Consider the following 16,084-nt stretch of genomic DNA (forward strand, 5'->3'; position numbering starts at 1 on the left):
GGCCGCTGTCCGGCTTCCGGCTTCCTAGATTTCCTGCGGCCTGGCCTGGCGCGACATGCGCAGATCCATCGTTGCCGCCCGGCGGAGGGTGGCGGCGTAGCCGGTGTACTCGGTGGCGCGGGACTCGTAGAGCTCGGCGACGGCATTGCGGCCGCTCTCCCGTGCCTCCCGCGCCATGCGGGTGACCAGCTCGACGCGCTCCTCCATCATCCGCATGGCGATGCGCAGCGCCTCGCCCACGCCGCCCTCCTGCGAGGCGACCAGAGCCTCGGCGGTGAAGGCGTGGCCGATCTGGCAGCGGTAGCGCAGCGGCCGGACGCCGCGCATCTCCGACATCACGCCGTGGCAATGGGGGCAGCTGAGGGGGACGGGGTCGGCCATGCCGCGGAGCTGGTCCGAGCCGAGGCGGCGGCCGGCGGCGATCGCAACCTCCAGCTCCAGTTCCGGCGGCATGGGCCCGGCCGGGCCCGCGGGCGAGCCTGCCAGGACGCCGAGAAGGCCGGCCAGCTCGTCGGCGCGGCCGACATGGTCCACCTCCACCGTTTCCAGCGCGGCGCGGGGCATGTCCTCCGCCTCCGCATCCAGCGGGTGCTGCACCATGGCGACGCCGCCCATGGCCTTGATGGCGCCGAGGCCCGAGGCACCGTCGTTCAGCAGGCCGGTGAGGACGAGGCCGATGGCGCGGGGGCCGTAGGACAGGGCGACGGAGCGGAAGAGGGGGTCAACCGCCGGTCGGGCCATGTTCTCCCGCGGGCCGGTGCCGAGCATGATGGCGCCCTCCGCCACCATCAGGTGGCGGTCCGGCACGGCGATGTAGATCCGGCCGGGTTCCACGGGCTGGCCGTCCACCGCCAGGCCGATGGGCAGGGCGGAGTGCCCGGCCAGGGCATCGGCAAGGTAGCCCGCGCTGCTGGCTGGCACATGGGTGGCGATGAGGAGGGCGGCCGGGAAGCCTTCCGGGAGGCCGCCGATGATGCGCCTGAGGACGGCGGTGCTTCCCAGCGAGCCGCCGATGGCCACGACATCCCGACGCATCAGCGGGTCGCGGGCATCCGGGAGGAGATGCGGGGCGGCGTGTAGTCCGCGATTCCGGCCAGGCGGTCGGGGTCGGGCAGCTCGACCTGGCCGCGCTCAAGCCGGAGGAGGCGGGCGCGGCGAAGTTCCTGCAGCGTGCGGTTCATATGGACCGTGCTGAGGCCGAGCGTGTCCGCCAGGGTTTCCTGGGTGAGGGGCAGGGGGAAGCGGTCCGGGCCCGCGAGGCCGACGGCCGAGAGGCGGTGGCGCAGCTCGAGCAGGAGGTGGGCGGTGCGCTCCATCGCCGTCTGGCGGCCGAGGCGCATCAGGTGGTCGAGCAGGGCGGCCTGTTCCAGCGCGGCATCGAGGCACAGGGCTTCGCGCAGGCGGGACTGGGAGGCGGCATCGGCGCGGAGCGGGGCCAGCACGGGCTCCAGCTCGACGGTTTCCAGCACGGTGAGGGCCTGGGTGGTGGAGAGGGCCAGGGGCTGGGGCTGGTCGCAGCGGCCGATCACGTCGCCCGGCAGCATGAGGCGGAAGATCTGCCGGCGACCGTCGGGGAGGACGCGGACGGTGCCGGCCCAGCCCGAGAGGATCAGCCGCGCCTCGCGCACCGGCTCACCCTGTTCGTTCAGCTCCTCGCCGCCGTGGTGGAGTTGGGTGCTGGGGCTGACGAAGGAGAGGAGGGCGCGGTCGGCGGGGGTGAGGGCCGAGAGGCCGTTGAGGCGCCGGAAGAGGAAGTCCCCCGGCCCGGGCGGTGGCATGTCGAGGGCGATCATCCGTAGTGGTACTCCTGCAAGACGCCCTCTGGGCTGACCGGTTCGCAACTGTCCCACCGATCCGTGGCCGCCCTGGCTAACCTAAATTAAAGGCCTGGAGGACCACTCCGCATTTCGGCGGGCCTCGCGGTATTCTGACGGATGATTGACGGGACGGGGACAGGGACGGCGCGGGACTCCGGGGTGGCAGGGACGGTTGCGGTGCGGCAGGGGCCACCAAACATAGGTCCCGACCATGACGATCCTCAAAGCCGGGCTGCTCCTCTTTGCCCTGTTCTACATCCTGCCGCTCGGCATTTCCGCTACGCTGTACCGGGTCCGGATGGCCGGAACGGACTGGTGGGCGGCCGATCGGTCCAGCGCGGGGCTGTTGCCGCCGGCGGCCCGGAATCCCGGCGCGGTGGTGCGGGTTTTCGCCGCGCCGACGGTTCGCTGGCGGGGTGTGTTCGCCGTCCATTGCTGGATCGTGATCAAGCCCGAGGGGGCGCGGAGCTATTCGCGCTACGATTACACCGCCTGGGGCGAGCCGATCCGGCTGAACGGCTTCGAGCCGGACGGGCGGTGGTTCGGCAGCGTGCCGGAGGTGGTGTTCGCGGCCGATGGGGCGGAGGCAGCGGCGATGATCGCGCCGATGCAGGCGGCCATTGCCGGCTATGCCTGGCGCAACCAGGGGGATTACCGGGCCTGGCCGGGGCCGAATTCCAACACCTTCGTGGCCGCGGTGCTGGCCTCAGTGCCGGGCATCCGGGTGGCGCTGCCGCCGAACGCGATCGGGAAGGACTACCCCTATGACGGGCGGTGGCTGCGGGCCACGCCCTCGGGCACCGGGGTACGGTTGAGCCTGGGCGGGTATGCCGGCGTCACCCTCGGCTGGGTGGAGGGGCTGGAGGTGAACATCCTGGGCGCGGTGGCGGGGGTGGATGTCCGCCGGCCGGCGGTGAAGCTGCCGGGGCTGGGGCGGATCGGGATGCGCGGGCCGGACGGGCCGGGCACGCCGCCCGCTTCGCTGGCGGCTCCTGTGGCGCCGGGGTGAGCGGCAGGGGTGAAGGGCCGGGTTGGCCCGGTTCTTGGAACGTGCCCGGAACGTCACAAACACCGTGACAATACGTCACTGCATGCGACGGGATGCAGAGAACACTTTCGGTTAAACCATGCGGCCCCCAGAATAGGGGCTTCCGGCCGGGACCATGAGATGCGCGCTGCGATCGTCGCCTTCTGCCTGTTGTTGATCGGTGCCTCTTCCCCGCAGGCGCAGGAAGCCGCTGCTCCGCCGGTGGCCGTGGCGGCTGCGCCGGCCACGGTGGGTGCGGTGCCGGTGGAGGTGGCGGCGAACGGCACGGCGCAGGCGGTCTCGATCATCTCGGTCCGTTCCCGCGTGGATGGGCAGGTGGAGCGGGTCCATGTGCAGGAAGGCCAGATGGTGAAGGCGGGCGACCTGCTGTTCACCCTGGATTCCCGCACCGCCCAGGCGCTGCTGGCCCAGCAGGAGGCCAATCTGGCGCGGGACCGGGCGCAGCTGGAGCGCGCGCAGTCGGATGCGCGGCGCTATGCCTCGCTTCGGTCGGACGCCTATGCCTCGGCCCAGCGGGCGGAGCAGGCGCAGGCGGATGCGACGGGGCTGGCCGCCACCGTGCGCGCTGGTGAGGCGGTGGTGGCGCAGACCCGGCTGAGCATCGAGTTCGCCACCATCCGGGCCGAGGCGGCCGGGCGGCTGGGAACCCTGCCCGTGAAGTCGGGCAATTTCGTGCGGGCCTCCGAGGGCGCGGTGCTGGCCACCATCACCCAGACGGACCCGATCAACGTGGCCTTCGCGGTCCCCGAGCGTTGGCTGGGCGAGCTGCGCGCGACGCGGGAGCGGGGCGAGGTGGCGAAGGTGCGGGTCCAGGCGCCGGGCGACCCGCGCGGGGCGGTAGAGGGCGAGCTGGTCTTCGTGGACAGCGCGGTGGACACGGGGACGGGCACGATCCAGCTCAAGGCGCGGTTCGACAACGCGCAGTCCCGCCTGTGGCCGGGCCAGTACCTGGAGGTGGTGATGATCCCCCGGGTGGATGCGCGCGCGACCTCCGTGCCCATCGCCGCAGTGCGGGCGGGGCAGGGGGGCAATTTCCTCTATGCCGTGACGCCGGAGAACACGGCGCGTCGGGTGGCCGTGCGCGTGGTCCGCATGGCGGCCGGGCGCGCGGTGGTGGAGGGGCAGGTAGCCGATGGCGAGCGGGTGGTGACCGAGGGCATCGAGCGGCTGCGCGACGGCGCGCGGGTGACGGTGCGGGACCCCGGGGCGGCGCCAAGGCCCCAGGCTGACGGCGGCGGGCAGCGGGTGCAGCAGGCCCAGACCCAGACCCAGGCCCAAGCCCAGGCCGACGCCCGATGAACCTTTCCGCGATCTTCATCCGCCGCCCGGTCATGACCGGGCTGCTCTCGGCCGCGATCGTGCTCGCGGGGATCATGGGCTACCGGCTGATGCCGGTGGCGGCCGTGCCGCGGGTGGACTTCCCGGTGATCACCGTCAGCGCGCAGCTGCCGGGGGCGAGCCCGGAGACGATGGCGACCTCCGTCGCGCTGCCGATGGAGCGGGAATTCTCGACCATCACGGGGATCGACGCGATCTCCTCTACCTCCGGCCAGGGCACGACGCAGATCACGCTGCAATTCGTGCTGAACCGGAACATCGACGCGGCCGCGCAGGATGTGCAGGCGGCGCTGACGCGGGCGCAGCGGCGGCTTCCGATCGAGATGACGACGCCGCCTTCCTACCGGAAGGCGAACCCGGCGGATGCGCCGGTGGTGCTGCTGACGCTCTCGGGCGGCGACGTGCCGCTGTACCAGCTGAACGACATCGCCTCGACCCTTGTCTCGCCCGCGCTGTCCCGGGTGCCGGGGGTGGCGCAGGTGGTGACCTATGGCGAGCAGCTGTACTCGGTCCGCGTGCGGATGCGGGCGGACCGGCTGGCCTCGATGGGGTTGACGCTGGACCAGGTGAGCGGCGCGGTGGCGACGGCCAATTCCAGCACGCCGGTCGGCACGCTCTCGGGCCAGCGGCAGCAGCTGGTGCTGCGGGCGAATGACCAGCCGCCGGATGCCGAGGCCTTCGGGAATCTTGTTGTTGCCGGGCGCTCGGGCGCGCCGGTGCGGCTGGCCGATATCGCCGAGGTGGTGGACGGGGTGCAGAACGACCGCATCGCCTCCTATCGCAACGGGGTGCGCGGGCTCACGCTGGCAGTGCAGCGCCAGCCGGATGCGAACACGGTGGAGGTGGTGGACGGGGTCTTCGCCGCGCTGCCCGAGCTGCAATCGGCGCTGCCGCCGGGGGCGCGGATCGATGTCTCGCTCGACCGCTCGCTCTCGATCCGGGCCGCGGTGCATGACGTGCAGGAGAGCCTGGTCATCGCGATCGGGCTCGTCGTGCTCGTGGTGTGGCTGTTCCTGCGCCGGCTGATGGCGACGCTGATCCCGATGGTCGCGGTGCCCATCTCGCTCTGTGGCACCTTCGCGCTGATGTACGCGCTGGGCTACGGCATCGACAACGTGACGCTGCTGGGGCTGACCCTGGCCGTGGGATTGGTGGTGGACGACGCCATCGTGATGCTCGAGGCGATCATCCGGCACGTGGAGGAGGGGATGGATCCCTTCGAGGCGGCGCTGACGGGTTCGCGCGAGATCGGCTTCACCATCATCTCGATCACCCTGTCGCTGACGGCGGTGTTCCTGCCGATCCTGCTGATGGGCGGCGTGGTGGGGCGCGTGTTCAACGCCTTCGCGGCGACCGTGACGCTGGCCGTTGCGGTGTCCTGCTTCGTCTCGCTCACCCTCACGCCGCTGATGTCCTCCTGGCTGCCGGCGCATGCCAAGCCCGGGCGGGTGGATGCCTTCCTGGAGGCGGGATTCCGCGGGATCGAGCGCGGCTATGCCTGGATGCTGGACCGCGCGCTGCGCTTCCGGATCGTAACCTGGGGCGTGTTCTTCGCCTCCATGGCGGCTGCCGGTTGGCTGGCGGTGGCGATGCCGAAGGGCTTCTTCCCGGTAGAGGATACGGGCCTCGTCAGCGTCTCGACCGAGGGGCCGCGCGACGCCTCCTATGAGGCGATGACGGAGATGCAGGGGCAGGTAGCGGCCATTATCAAGGCGAACCCGCATGTGCAGAGCGTCTCCTCCAATATCGGTGCGAGCGGGCAGAGCCTTTCGGTGAACCAGGGGCGCATGTTCGTGGAGCTGAAGCCGCGGGCCGAGCGGCCGCTGGTGACTGACGTGATCCAGGGGCTTCGGCGCGAGACGTCCCGCGTGCCAGGGATGCAGGTGTTCCTGCAGCCGATCCAGAACCTGAACTTCGGCGCGCGGCAGTCCCGCACGCTGTACATGTACACGCTGCAGGGGCTGGAATCGGGATCGCTCTACGACTTCGCGCAGCGGCTGGCGGCACGGCTGCGGACCAGCCCGCTTCTGCAGGACGTGAACACGGACCTGCAGCTGGATGCGCCTGTGGTGAACGTGCAGGTGGACCGTGACCGCGCCGCCGCGCTGGGCGTGAACGTGGACCAGGTGCGCCAGGCGCTCTACTCCGCCTTCGGGGCGCGGCAGATCTCGACCATCTATGCCCAGGCGAACGCCTATCCGGTGATCGTGGAGGCGCTGCCGGAGGACCAGCGGGACGAGAGCGGGCTGCAGAAACTGTATCTCCGCTCCAACACCGGGCGGCTGGTGCCGCTCTCGGCGCTGGCGACGATCCAGCGCGGCACGGGGCCGCTGACGGTGGCGCATCAGGGCCAGCTTCCCGCGGTGACGATCGGCTTCAACCTGCCGCCCGGCGTCGCGCTGGGGCAGGCCACCGACGCGATCAAGGCGGTGGAGCGGGAGATGCAGCCGCCGCCGGGCGTGATCGGCGCCTTCTCCGGCACGGCGCAGGTGTTTCAGCAGGCGCTGGCGGGCCAGGGCATGCTGATCCTGGCCGCCGTGATCGTGATGTATGTGGTGCTGGGCGTTCTCTACGAGAGCCTGGTGCATCCGCTCACCATCCTTTCCGGCCTTCCCGCGGCGGCGCTGGGTGCGCTGGCGACGCTTTGGCTGTTCGGGATGGACCTCTCCGTCATCGCGGTGATCGGCGTGCTTCTTCTGATCGGGTTGGTGAAAAAGAACGCCATCATGATCGTGGACGTGGCCCTGAGCCGGCAGCGCGAGGGTGCCGATCCGCGCGTGGCCGTGCGCGATGCCTGCGTGCTGCGGTTCCGGCCGATCCTGATGACGACGCTCGCTGCCGCGGCTGGTGCAGTGCCCATCGCGGCCGGCTGGGGTGCGGCGGCAGAGTTGCGCCAGCCACTTGGCCTTGCAGTGGTGGGCGGGCTGGCGGTGAGCCAGGTGCTGACGCTGTTCATCACGCCCGTGCTCTATCTCGGCTTCGATGCGCTGGAGCGGAGCGTGAAGGGGCTGCGGCGGGGCGGGCGGCGCGTGGCGCATGGGGCACATCCGGCGCCGGCGGAGTAGTGCGGCTGGCCCCTGAGGACGGGGCCACCTTCATTTATGTGCTGCTTCCAGCCACGGTTGGTGCCTTCCCGGAGCAGGCCTTCCGCCTCTGGCGTTGGCGTTACAGCTTGGAAAAGTTCAACTCCTAACCCGGGGCGGCGGCCTGTTCACCGCCCCGGGGACAACGGCTCAGCGCCTCTTCCCGAACGAGATCGCATAGGCGGAGAGCCGGGCCGCGAAGATGTCGTCGATGGGCAGCCCAATGCCTTCCGCGAGACGGGAGGGATCGAAGAAGCCGGCGTCGCACGTCTCGTTGGCCGCAAGGGATGTGATCGCGAGGGAACCGAGCCGCACGGCCTCGTGCGCGTCCTCGTCGGGCCAGCGCAGCGTGACGTCCGCCGTCTGATCGCCGGGCCGGGCGAGAAGCGCGACGACATCAAAGCGGACGCGACGTGCCGCCACCCGCTGCTCGAGGTCGCGCTGAAGGAAGTCGGCGGGCCTGGAGCGCGCCTCCTCGTCGGAGAGCGTCACCTCCCCTTCGACCGGAACGACCTTGAACTTGATGAAGCGCGTGATGCCCTCCGCATTCGTCGCGGGATAGGCGTGCACGCCCCAGTAGGTCGTGCCGGCGAAGCTGCCCGGAAGCGACCTGCCCGCGACGAAGCGGGCCTGGTTGAGCGTCTCGTCATTTGCCTCGGAGAACGCGCGGACCCTTGCCGCGTCAGGGCTGCCGGCCGGGCCGGGAAGGCGTGCCCGCAGAAAGGCGAGCATCTGGTCCTGCGATCGGGCGAAGTGGACCGGAGCGTTCTCCATCAGGAACTCCGATGCGGAGCCGCCCGTCTCGATACGGAAGCTGAAGCCGCGAAGGACGGCCCTGTTGGTGTCAGCCACAGCAGGATTGCCGCTGCCGACGGAGAAGCGGGCCGTGACGCGCCCGGGCATGGTGAAGCTGACCGAGCGCGTGACGCGCGCCGCTTCAGCCGCTGGCTCGAACTCGCCTGTTGCGCACTGGCCTTTCGCGAAAGTGGGCCGGGTGTGCGGGATGTTGCCCGCATTGGCGCGAAGCGCGTCCACGATCTGCTCCGCATCGGCCGGAGGGGTGCCCTGGGCGCTGGCGGTGGCCGGCAGCATGGCCGTGAGCATGGCCGTGAGCATGGTCGTGAGCATGAGGGCGGTGAAGGAGAGGGCCATGTCATCCCTACGGCCACACAGCGGGCGCTGTCGGGCGCGGCTGGCCACTCGTGACGGCTCCGGCCCGCCAGCAGCGGCCAGAGGCCTGGCGTTGATCCGGGTGATGACAGATCGGGACATGGCAACGACCTCTGATGGGCGCATCCGGACTAGCTGCTGCACCGGACCATCTGATAGAGCCGGTTTCGAGAAAGAGGATGGTCCGGTTGACACGACCTTCGCAGGCCTTCGAGCTGGTGCAGGAGCCGGGCACGCCGCTGTTTCTTCGGATCGCGCGCGCGGTGATCCAGGACATCCAGCGCGGGCGGCTTCGGCGCGGTGCCAAGCTGCCAGGCACGCGCACGCTGGCGGAAGAGCTGAGGGTGAACCGCAACACGGTTGTGGCGGCCTATAACGAGCTGGCCCTTCAGGGCTGGATACGCCTGCACCCGTCCCGCGGCGCTGTCGTGGCCGAGGATCTACCCGATGCGATGCCGCCATCGGCGCCGGTGCGGAGCGATATGGAGGGGCATGACGGCGGCGCCCCTGTGGAAGCCGGGATGGTGGCGCCCCGGCTCATGTTCTCGGACGGCACGCCCGATCCTCGCCTGTTGCCGGGTTCCGAGCTGGCGCGCGCCTTCCGGCGGGCACTGCCATCAAAGACCTTCCTTTACGCGCAGGGTTACGGAGATCCACAGGGAAGTCTGGGTCTGCGGGTTGCGGTTTCGGAGTTGCTTGCCAGCACGCGCGGGCTCGTGGTCGGTCCCGAGGACGTGCTGCTGACGCGCGGAAGCCAGATGGGCCTGTTCCTTGCCGCGCGCGCGATCGCCGGGGACACAGCGGCCGCCATCGCCGTGGAGAACCCGGGCTACCCGCTGGCGTGGCAGGCCTTCCGGACAGCCGGTGCGCGCGTTCTCGGCACGCCCGTCGACAGTGACGGGATCAGCGTCGACGCGCTTCGTGAACTCGTCGGGCGTGAAGCGGCCGTTCGCGGTGTGCTGGTGACGCCGCATCACCAGTATCCGACCACCGTCACCTTGGGGGCCGGGCGTCGCCTCGCTCTGCTGGCAGTTGCCGCCGAGCACGGGCTGACGGTGATCGAGGACGACTACGACCAGGATTACCGCTTCGAGGGCCGACCTATCCTGCCGCTGGCGGCATCCACCTCCTTCAGGGCGGGAAGCCCGGTGGTCTATGTGGGATCCTTCTCGAAGCTTCTCGCTCCCGGTCTGAGGCTGGGCTACGTCGTCGCCTCGCCTCGTCTGCTCCGCCAGATGGTCGCCACGCGCCAGGCGATCGATCGCCAGGGCGACGTGCCGCTCGAGCTTGGGATCGCCGAGCTCCTGCAGGATGGCGAGCTTGCTCGGCACGCGCGACGGGCGCGCAAGGTGTACCTGGAGCGGCGCGACCTGCTGGTGGCGTCCCTGCGCCGCGAGCTTGGCGATGCGCTCCTCTTCCGGGCGCCCGCCGGTGGCCTTGCCGTGTGGGCGGCGGTGCAAGGGAATGTCGACGCGGAGCTCTGGGCTTCACGGGCGCTGGAGCAGGGTCTCGCCGTCTCGCCCGGCGCGCACTTCGCGCTCGATGAGGGCGGCATCCGGAACGCCTTTCGCCTCGGCTTCGCCTCGCTGGATGCGGCGGAGATGGAGAGCGCGGTGCGTGCGCTCTCCCGATCCCGACCAGGCCGTTAGTGTTCGCGCAGGGCTCAGGGGCACCGCCGGATCCCTCAAACTGCTGCTGCGTGAGGGAATAGGTGTCGCACCTGTCGCACTCGACTGCGCGCCGGGTCCGTGGACCGGACTACCCGTTATCTCAGAACCGGATCTTTCGGGCAGTCCGGTGCGCCGGTTAAGTCACCGGGTGCAACACGGGTCGTCGATGCGCCAGGGCAGAACGTGATCTCGACATCGCCGGGTTCGGCGGGCTGGCCGCGGTCGTACCCGGTTCGCGCCCGGCGCCGATCCAGCGTCTGCGAGGAGCGGGCAGATCTCCCGGGCGCCATCCACCGTTCAAGAGGAGTCTCGGCACGATGAGCATGAGCAATCGCTGGTGGCCGGTGGCCGCCGTCCTGGGAAGCTTTGCCTTTGGCCTGCCAGGCGTCGGCGCCGCGCAGGAGGCGCGCCATCCCGCGCATCAGATCGACGCCCCGCGCGGCAACAGCCGCGTCGCCGATTATGATGTCGTGAGGGCTGCCATCGCCATCGAGGGCGAAACGGCGGTGTTCCGCATCCAGGTGGCCGGGCGCGCGGGTGCAACACAGCCCGCCGCGACCGGGCGGTTCGAGGGCAGCCAGGTGCACGCCTATGTCTGGCCGACGAGCGTGAACTCGGCCGAGGTCGGCTTTGAGGCAGACCAGGGCATCCTGGCGCTGGCGGTGACCTTCCATCCCGACTTCGACGACGGGGCACCCGGGCGAAAGGAGAACCGCCATGTCTGGCACAGCCACTGGGTTGTGCTGGCTCCGGACGCGGCTTGCGGCCCCGGCGCGCTGAAGGTGCGTGACATCCCCGCCGGCACGCAGCCGCGCCTGCCCGGCGACTGGCCTGGCGTGCCGCTGCTGATCTCCAGCCCCGACCTGCCGCCTGCCTTCTCGGGTGACCAGGTCGAGGTGCGTGTGCCTCTGACACGAGCACCGGGCCTGCGCGAGACGCGCTTCGATGGTGTGACGGCCGGGCTGCGCGTGAATGCGAACCTGCACGCCCCGCTGCTCTGCGTGGCGGAGGTGTTCGACGTGGCCTCCGGCGATCTCAGCCTGCCCGGACGGGCAGCACCCGCCCGGACGCGCTGAAGCGCGCCGGAGGTGCGGGGGCTGCGGTCCCCGCGCGCAGGGCCCGGAGCGTGTTGCCGGGGCCGAGCGCGCCGGGCGATCTGGCTCCCTGGCCTCGTGATTGAGGGGCGGCCATTCCGCGTGAACTTCGGCGCACTGACCGCCGAGCTGAAGGGCGGTGCCCCTGATGCACCCGAGCCCGAGGAAAGACCGTCATGGCTGAAGCAAGACCGCCGCGCCTGGCACTGCCCTGGAGCACATCCGGCAGCTGGCTCAACACGCCTGAGGGAGAGCCGCTCTCGCTCGCCGGACTGCGCGGTCGCGTGGTGGTGGTGCTCGCCTTTCAGATGCTCTGCCCGGGCTGCGTGGAGCACGCTCTGCCGCAGCTCGGACGCGTGCGCCGCGCCTTCCATCCCGCGCGCGTCGCCGTGCTCGGCCTTCACACGGTGTTCGAGCACCATGCCGCGAACACGCCGGAGGTGCTGGCCGCCTTCGCGCACGAGTACCGGCTCGATTTCCCGATCGGGATCGATGCGCCCGACCCGCGCGGGGGACGCACGCCCGTGACGATGGCGGCCTATGCGATGCATGGAACGCCGACCCTCCTGCTGATCGACGCGGAGGGGCGGCTCCGGCGGCGGAGCTTCGGCCACGTCGAGGATATCGCGCTCGGTGCCGAGATCGCGCTGCTCGTCGCTGAGGCAGGAGGCCTTTCCCCTGTGCCGATGGCGGCCGCGTCGCCTTCGGCAGGGCAGGGAAGGTGCGCCGTCCCGTGAGGCAGGCGCTCGTCATCCGCCATGTTCAGTTCGAGGATCTCGGCGCTTTCGCGCCCGCGCTCGCGGCGGCTGGTTACGGGGTTCACATGCTGGATGCGGGAGTGGATGACCTGCTCTCCGCCATGGCCGAACCCGCCTCCCCCGACCTGCTGATCGTGCTCGGCGGACCGATCGGTGCCTGTGACGAGGACCGTTATCCCTTCCTTGCCGATGAACTGGGCCTGCTTCGTGCGCGGCTCTCTGCCGGTCGGCCAAACCTTGGGATCTGCCTGGGCGCGCAGCTCCTGGCGCGCGCATCGGGGGCGCAGGTCCATCCCATGGCGGATGGTGCGAAGGAGATGGGATGGGCCCCGGTGACGCTGACCGCGGCGGGCGCGAGTGGCCCGCTGCGCCATCTCGGCGATGGTGCCCCGGTGCTGCACTGGCATGGGGACACCTTCGACCTGCCGCAGGGTGCCGAGCTGCTGGCTTCCACGCCGGCCTGCCGCAATCAGGCCTTTGCGCTTGGCCGCCACGGGCTCGGGCTGCAGTTCCATCCGGAGGCGTCCGACCTCGGCTTCGAGCGCTGGCTGGTCGGGCATGCTGCGGAGATCGCAGCATCCGGGCACGATCCCCGGGCGCTCCGCGCCGATGCGGCCCGGCACGGACCGGCTGCGGCGGAGCGCGGGAGGCGGATTATCTCGGACTGGCTTGCTGCCCTGCATGAGGACGGGGCGTGATGGACGGGGTGGCCTCGATCAGCGCCGTGCTCGTCGGCCGTGCGGTTCCCTTCGGACGCCCCGGGGCACGCAGTGCCATCGTGAAGCGGGAGATCGAAGGGCCGGTGGCGATCGGTCCTCTCGGGCTTGATGGGGACGAGCAGAGTGACTTGCGCCACCATGGCGGGCCGGAGAAGGCGGTTCATCTCTACTCGCTCGACCACTACGGCGTTTGGCGGGACGAGCTCTCGGCCAGCGACGCGGCCCTGGGGGCGCTTGCTGGTCCAGGTGCCTTCGGAGAGAACCTCGCCGTGGTGGGCGCCGATGAGCGTAATATCTGCGTGGGCGATGTCTGGAGGGCGGGAACGGCATTGCTGCAGGTCAGCCAGGGGCGGCAGCCCTGCTGGAAGCTGGACGACCGCTTCGGGGTGCGCGGGATGGCGCAGCAGATCCAGACATCGCTGCGCACGGGTTGGTATTGCCGCGTGCTGCGCCCGGGCAGTTTGCGGGCGGGAGACGCGATGATCTTGGAAGAGCGTCCCAACCCGGCCTGGACGCTCTCCCGACTCCTGCGGCTGCTCTATGTAAAGACACTCGACCAGGAAGGGCTGGAGGCCGTTGCCGCTCTGCCGGAACTTGCCCAGGGGTGGCGCAGCCTGGCCGAACGGCGCCTGGCGCGCGGCGAAGTGGAGGATTGGCGGGCGAGGCTGGAGGGAGCGTAAGGGCTTCAGCGCCGCGGGGCGGCATCAACGAATGTCGCAGGCATCCGGGACAAGAAAGGTCGGGCGATGGTCGGCGTGCTTCGGTCCTGTCGGACGGAAAGCATGCCGCTGCAACTTCTGATCGTGACGGAGTGCCCGATCACCAGCCTCCCTCGCCGGATCACTCCTCAACCGTCCTCCCTGGAAGGTCGGGGAGTGATCAGAAGGCAGAGCCTCATGAGGCCAGCCGCGCGGCCTACTCCTGCGACGGCAGTTCGAAGGGCGTCTCCGAAAGGTCCTGCAGAGCCTGGGTCGCGTTCTTGAGCGCAATCGAGGCGCCCTGTTCCAGCTCCAGGGTGAAGAGCAGGGTGGAGCGGCCAGTGACGAGGTAGGTGTCGCCAGCGCTGAACATTTCCACCTCGAGCCCGTTCGGCAGGTTCGTGTCCATCAAGCAGTGCCAGGCGGAGCCGCCGGCGACTTCCGGAAGGGTGAAGGACACGACGTCGTGGTGCGAGTTCAGCACCAGCAGGGCAGTGGCATCCATTGCGGGGCGGTGGATGCCGGTGGCGCGGGCGCGGCCGTCGAGCAGCATGCCCATGCACTTGGCGCTGGCGTCGTCCCACTGCTCCGGGCGCATGGGCTGGCCGCTCGGAGATACCCAGTCCACGTCGAGCACGTCGAGCTCGGCGTTGTGGCGGCCGGTGAGGAAGCGGCCACGGCGGAGGATGGGGAGCGCCTTGCGGAGGGCGATGATCTTGCGCGTGAACTCGATGAGCGACTGGCCGTCCTCGGGGATGTTGGCCCAGTCGATCCAGTTGAGCTCGTTGTCCTGGCAGTAGGTGTTGTTGTTGCCGGATTGCGAGCGGGAGAGCTCGTCACCCGCCAGCAGCAGCGGCGTGCCCTGGGAGAGCATCAGCGTGGCGAGAAGGTTGCGCTTCTGGCGCTCGCGCAGCGCGTTGATCTCGGGGTCCTCGGTCGGGCCCTCGGCGCCGCAGTTCCAGGACTGGTTGTCGGAATGGCCGTCGCGGTTGTCCTCGCCATTCGCCTCGTTGTGCTTCTCGTTGTAGCTGACGAGATCGTGCAGGCAGAAGCCGTCATGCGCGGTGACGAAGTTCACCGAGGACCAGGGGCGGCGGCCGCGCTTGTTGAAGGCGTCGCCCGAGGCGGTGAGGCGGGTCGCCATGGCGGAAAGCTTGCCCTCGGCGCCCTTCCAGTACTCGCGCACGGTGTCGCGGAACTTGTCGTTCCACTCGGCCCAGCCCGGCGGGAAGCCGCCGACCTGATAGCCGCCGGGGCCGATGTCCCAGGGCTCGGCGATGAGCTTGACGGAGGAGAGGATGGGGTCCTGCCGGCAGCTGTCGAGGAAGCCGCCGCCCTCGTCGAAGCCATAGGGCTCGCGGCCGAGAATGGTAGCGAGGTCGAAGCGGAAGCCGTCCACGTGCATTTCCTGCACCCAGTAGCGCAGGCTGTCGGTGACCATCTGCAGCACGCGGGGGTGCGAGAGGTTCACCGTGTTCCCGGTGCCGGTCTCGTTGATGTAGTAACGCTTCTGGTCGGGGATCAGGCGGTAGTAGGACGCGTTGTCGATGCCCTTGAAGGAGAGCGTCGGGCCGCGCTCATTGCCCTCGGCGGTGTGGTTGTACACCACGTCGAGAATGACCTCGAGGCCGCCGGCGTGCAGGCGCGCCACCATCTCCTTGAACTCGCTGAGCGAGCCGGTCGCGGAGTAGCGCAGTTCGGGCGCGAAGAAGGAGAGGGTGTTGTAGCCCCAGTAGTTGGCGAGGCCCTTATCGGTGAGGTGCTGGTCCTGCAGGAAGCCGTGGACGGGCAGCAGCTCTACCGAGGTGACGCCGAGCGCCTTGATGTAGTCCACCACCTCCTTCTGGCCGAGGCCGGCATAGGTGCCGCGCAGGGGCTCGGGCACCGCGGGGTGCAGCTGGGTGAAGCCCTTCACATGGGTCTCGTAGAAGATGGTTTCGCCCCAGGGCACGTTGGGCGAGCGGTCGTTGCCCCAGGTGAAGGCGGGGTCCACGACGCGGCATTTCGGCGTGTAGGGGGCGCTGTCGCGCTCGTCGAAGGTGGTGTCGTCGCCGCTCTCCATCACGTAGCCGAAATGGGAGGGGTGCCAGTTGAGCTGGCCGACGGTGCCCTTGGCATAGGGGTCGAGCAGCAGCTTGTTGGCGTTGAAGCGGTGGCCGTTGGCGGGGTCGTAGGGGCCGTGGACGCGGTAGCCGTACACCGTGCCCGGGCGGGCGTCGGGCAGGTACACGTGGAACACCTCGTCCGTGTATTCCGGCAGGGTGATGCGCTCGATCTCGTTCTCGCCGGTGGCGTCGAACAGGCAGAGCTCGACCTTGGTGGCGTTGGCGGAGAACAGGGCGAAGTTGACGCCCAAGCCGTCCCAGGTGGCGCCGAGCGGGAAGGGCCGGCCCTCGCTGATCCTCGCCTGGCGGCCGTTCTGGCTGTTCGAAGTGGTGGTTGCGAGGCTGGCGCGGCCGATGGTCGGCGTGCTGCTGTCGGGCATGGGGGCGGGCGGACCTGTTCGGAGATGGCGGGGCCCGTCATCGCTCGATCAAGCGCTGTCCCCGCGCGGTTGAAGCGCCAGCGGCGGTTCGGGGTTTCTACTTCTCTGCTTTGTCTTGTGGCCGCGGGCAGCGCTCGCCGGAGCTGGTGCCGTGAAGCCACGGCATGGAATCCGGGGTGGCGTGTGCCACCCCGGAGAACAGGG

General features: G+C 70.0%; 12 protein-coding genes. 8 read left to right on the top strand and 4 right to left on the bottom strand.

Annotation, left to right across the window (positions count from 1 at the left end; translation table 11 throughout):
- Positions 1-24: 24 nt before the first annotated feature.
- A complete protein-coding gene (locus tag ACVBD7_RS20435) occupies positions 25-1,035 on the bottom strand; it encodes a chemotaxis protein CheB (RefSeq protein ID WP_458095081.1) in 1,011 nt (336 codons plus the stop codon).
- Positions 1,035-1,793 (bottom strand): Crp/Fnr family transcriptional regulator, encoded by a 759-nt coding sequence (locus ACVBD7_RS20440; protein ID WP_458095082.1) that lies wholly within the window; start codon positions 1,791-1,793, stop codon positions 1,035-1,037. Before ACVBD7_RS20440 ends, ACVBD7_RS20435 begins: the two co-directional genes overlap by 1 nt.
- Before the next feature lie 235 nt (positions 1,794-2,028).
- Between ACVBD7_RS20440 and ACVBD7_RS20445 the strand changes: the two genes are divergently transcribed.
- From ACVBD7_RS20445 to ACVBD7_RS20455, 3 genes are all read left to right on the top strand, one after another.
- Positions 2,029-2,826 carry a DUF3750 domain-containing protein gene (locus tag ACVBD7_RS20445; RefSeq protein WP_458095083.1) on the top strand — a complete coding sequence of 266 codons (798 nt, stop codon included), beginning with the start codon at positions 2,029-2,031 and terminating at the stop codon, positions 2,824-2,826.
- A gap of 159 nt (positions 2,827-2,985) precedes the next feature.
- A complete protein-coding gene (locus tag ACVBD7_RS20450; RefSeq protein WP_458095084.1) occupies positions 2,986-4,164 on the top strand; it encodes an efflux RND transporter periplasmic adaptor subunit in 1,179 nt (392 codons plus the stop codon).
- Complete coding sequence (locus ACVBD7_RS20455) at positions 4,161-7,268, top strand: efflux RND transporter permease subunit (RefSeq protein WP_458095085.1); 3,108 nt, start codon at positions 4,161-4,163, stop codon at positions 7,266-7,268. The genes ACVBD7_RS20450 and ACVBD7_RS20455 overlap by 4 nt, the downstream gene beginning before the upstream one ends.
- Before the next feature lie 168 nt (positions 7,269-7,436).
- On the opposite strand, the gene ACVBD7_RS20460 is transcribed toward ACVBD7_RS20455, so the two are convergent.
- The gene (locus ACVBD7_RS20460) at positions 7,437-8,558 is read right to left on the bottom strand and encodes a catalase (protein ID WP_458095086.1); all 1,122 of its coding nucleotides are present in this window, start codon (positions 8,556-8,558) and stop codon (positions 7,437-7,439) included.
- 86 nt (positions 8,559-8,644) lie between these two features.
- On the opposite strand from ACVBD7_RS20460, the gene pdxR reads away from it, so the two are divergent.
- From pdxR to ACVBD7_RS20485, 5 genes are all read left to right on the top strand, one after another.
- Positions 8,645-10,105, top strand: a complete 1,461-nt coding sequence (pdxR, locus tag ACVBD7_RS20465; RefSeq protein ID WP_458095087.1) for a MocR-like pyridoxine biosynthesis transcription factor PdxR — start codon at positions 8,645-8,647, stop codon at positions 10,103-10,105.
- 338 nt (positions 10,106-10,443) lie between these two features.
- Positions 10,444-11,202: a hypothetical protein gene (locus ACVBD7_RS20470; protein WP_458095088.1), complete on the top strand. Its 759-nt coding sequence runs from the start codon at positions 10,444-10,446 to the stop codon at positions 11,200-11,202.
- Positions 11,203-11,396: 194 nt separating this feature from the next.
- Positions 11,397-11,957, top strand: a complete 561-nt coding sequence (locus ACVBD7_RS20475; RefSeq protein WP_458095089.1) for a peroxiredoxin family protein — start codon at positions 11,397-11,399, stop codon at positions 11,955-11,957.
- Positions 11,954-12,676, top strand: coding sequence for a glutamine amidotransferase (locus ACVBD7_RS20480; protein WP_458095090.1), 723 nt, complete (start codon positions 11,954-11,956; stop codon positions 12,674-12,676). The genes ACVBD7_RS20475 and ACVBD7_RS20480 overlap by 4 nt, the downstream gene beginning before the upstream one ends.
- Entirely contained in the window at positions 12,676-13,377 is a 702-nt protein-coding gene (locus ACVBD7_RS20485; protein WP_458095091.1) for an MOSC domain-containing protein, read from the top strand. Before ACVBD7_RS20480 ends, ACVBD7_RS20485 begins: the two co-directional genes overlap by 1 nt.
- 235 nt (positions 13,378-13,612) lie before the next feature.
- Here the strand turns inward: ACVBD7_RS20485 and glgX are convergent, their stop codons facing one another.
- Positions 13,613-15,880, bottom strand: coding sequence for a glycogen debranching protein GlgX (gene glgX, locus ACVBD7_RS20490; RefSeq protein ID WP_458095092.1), 2,268 nt, complete (start codon positions 15,878-15,880; stop codon positions 13,613-13,615).
- Positions 15,881-16,084: the final 204 nt, after the last annotated feature.

The organism is Roseomonas sp. WA12 (assembly GCF_054165765.1).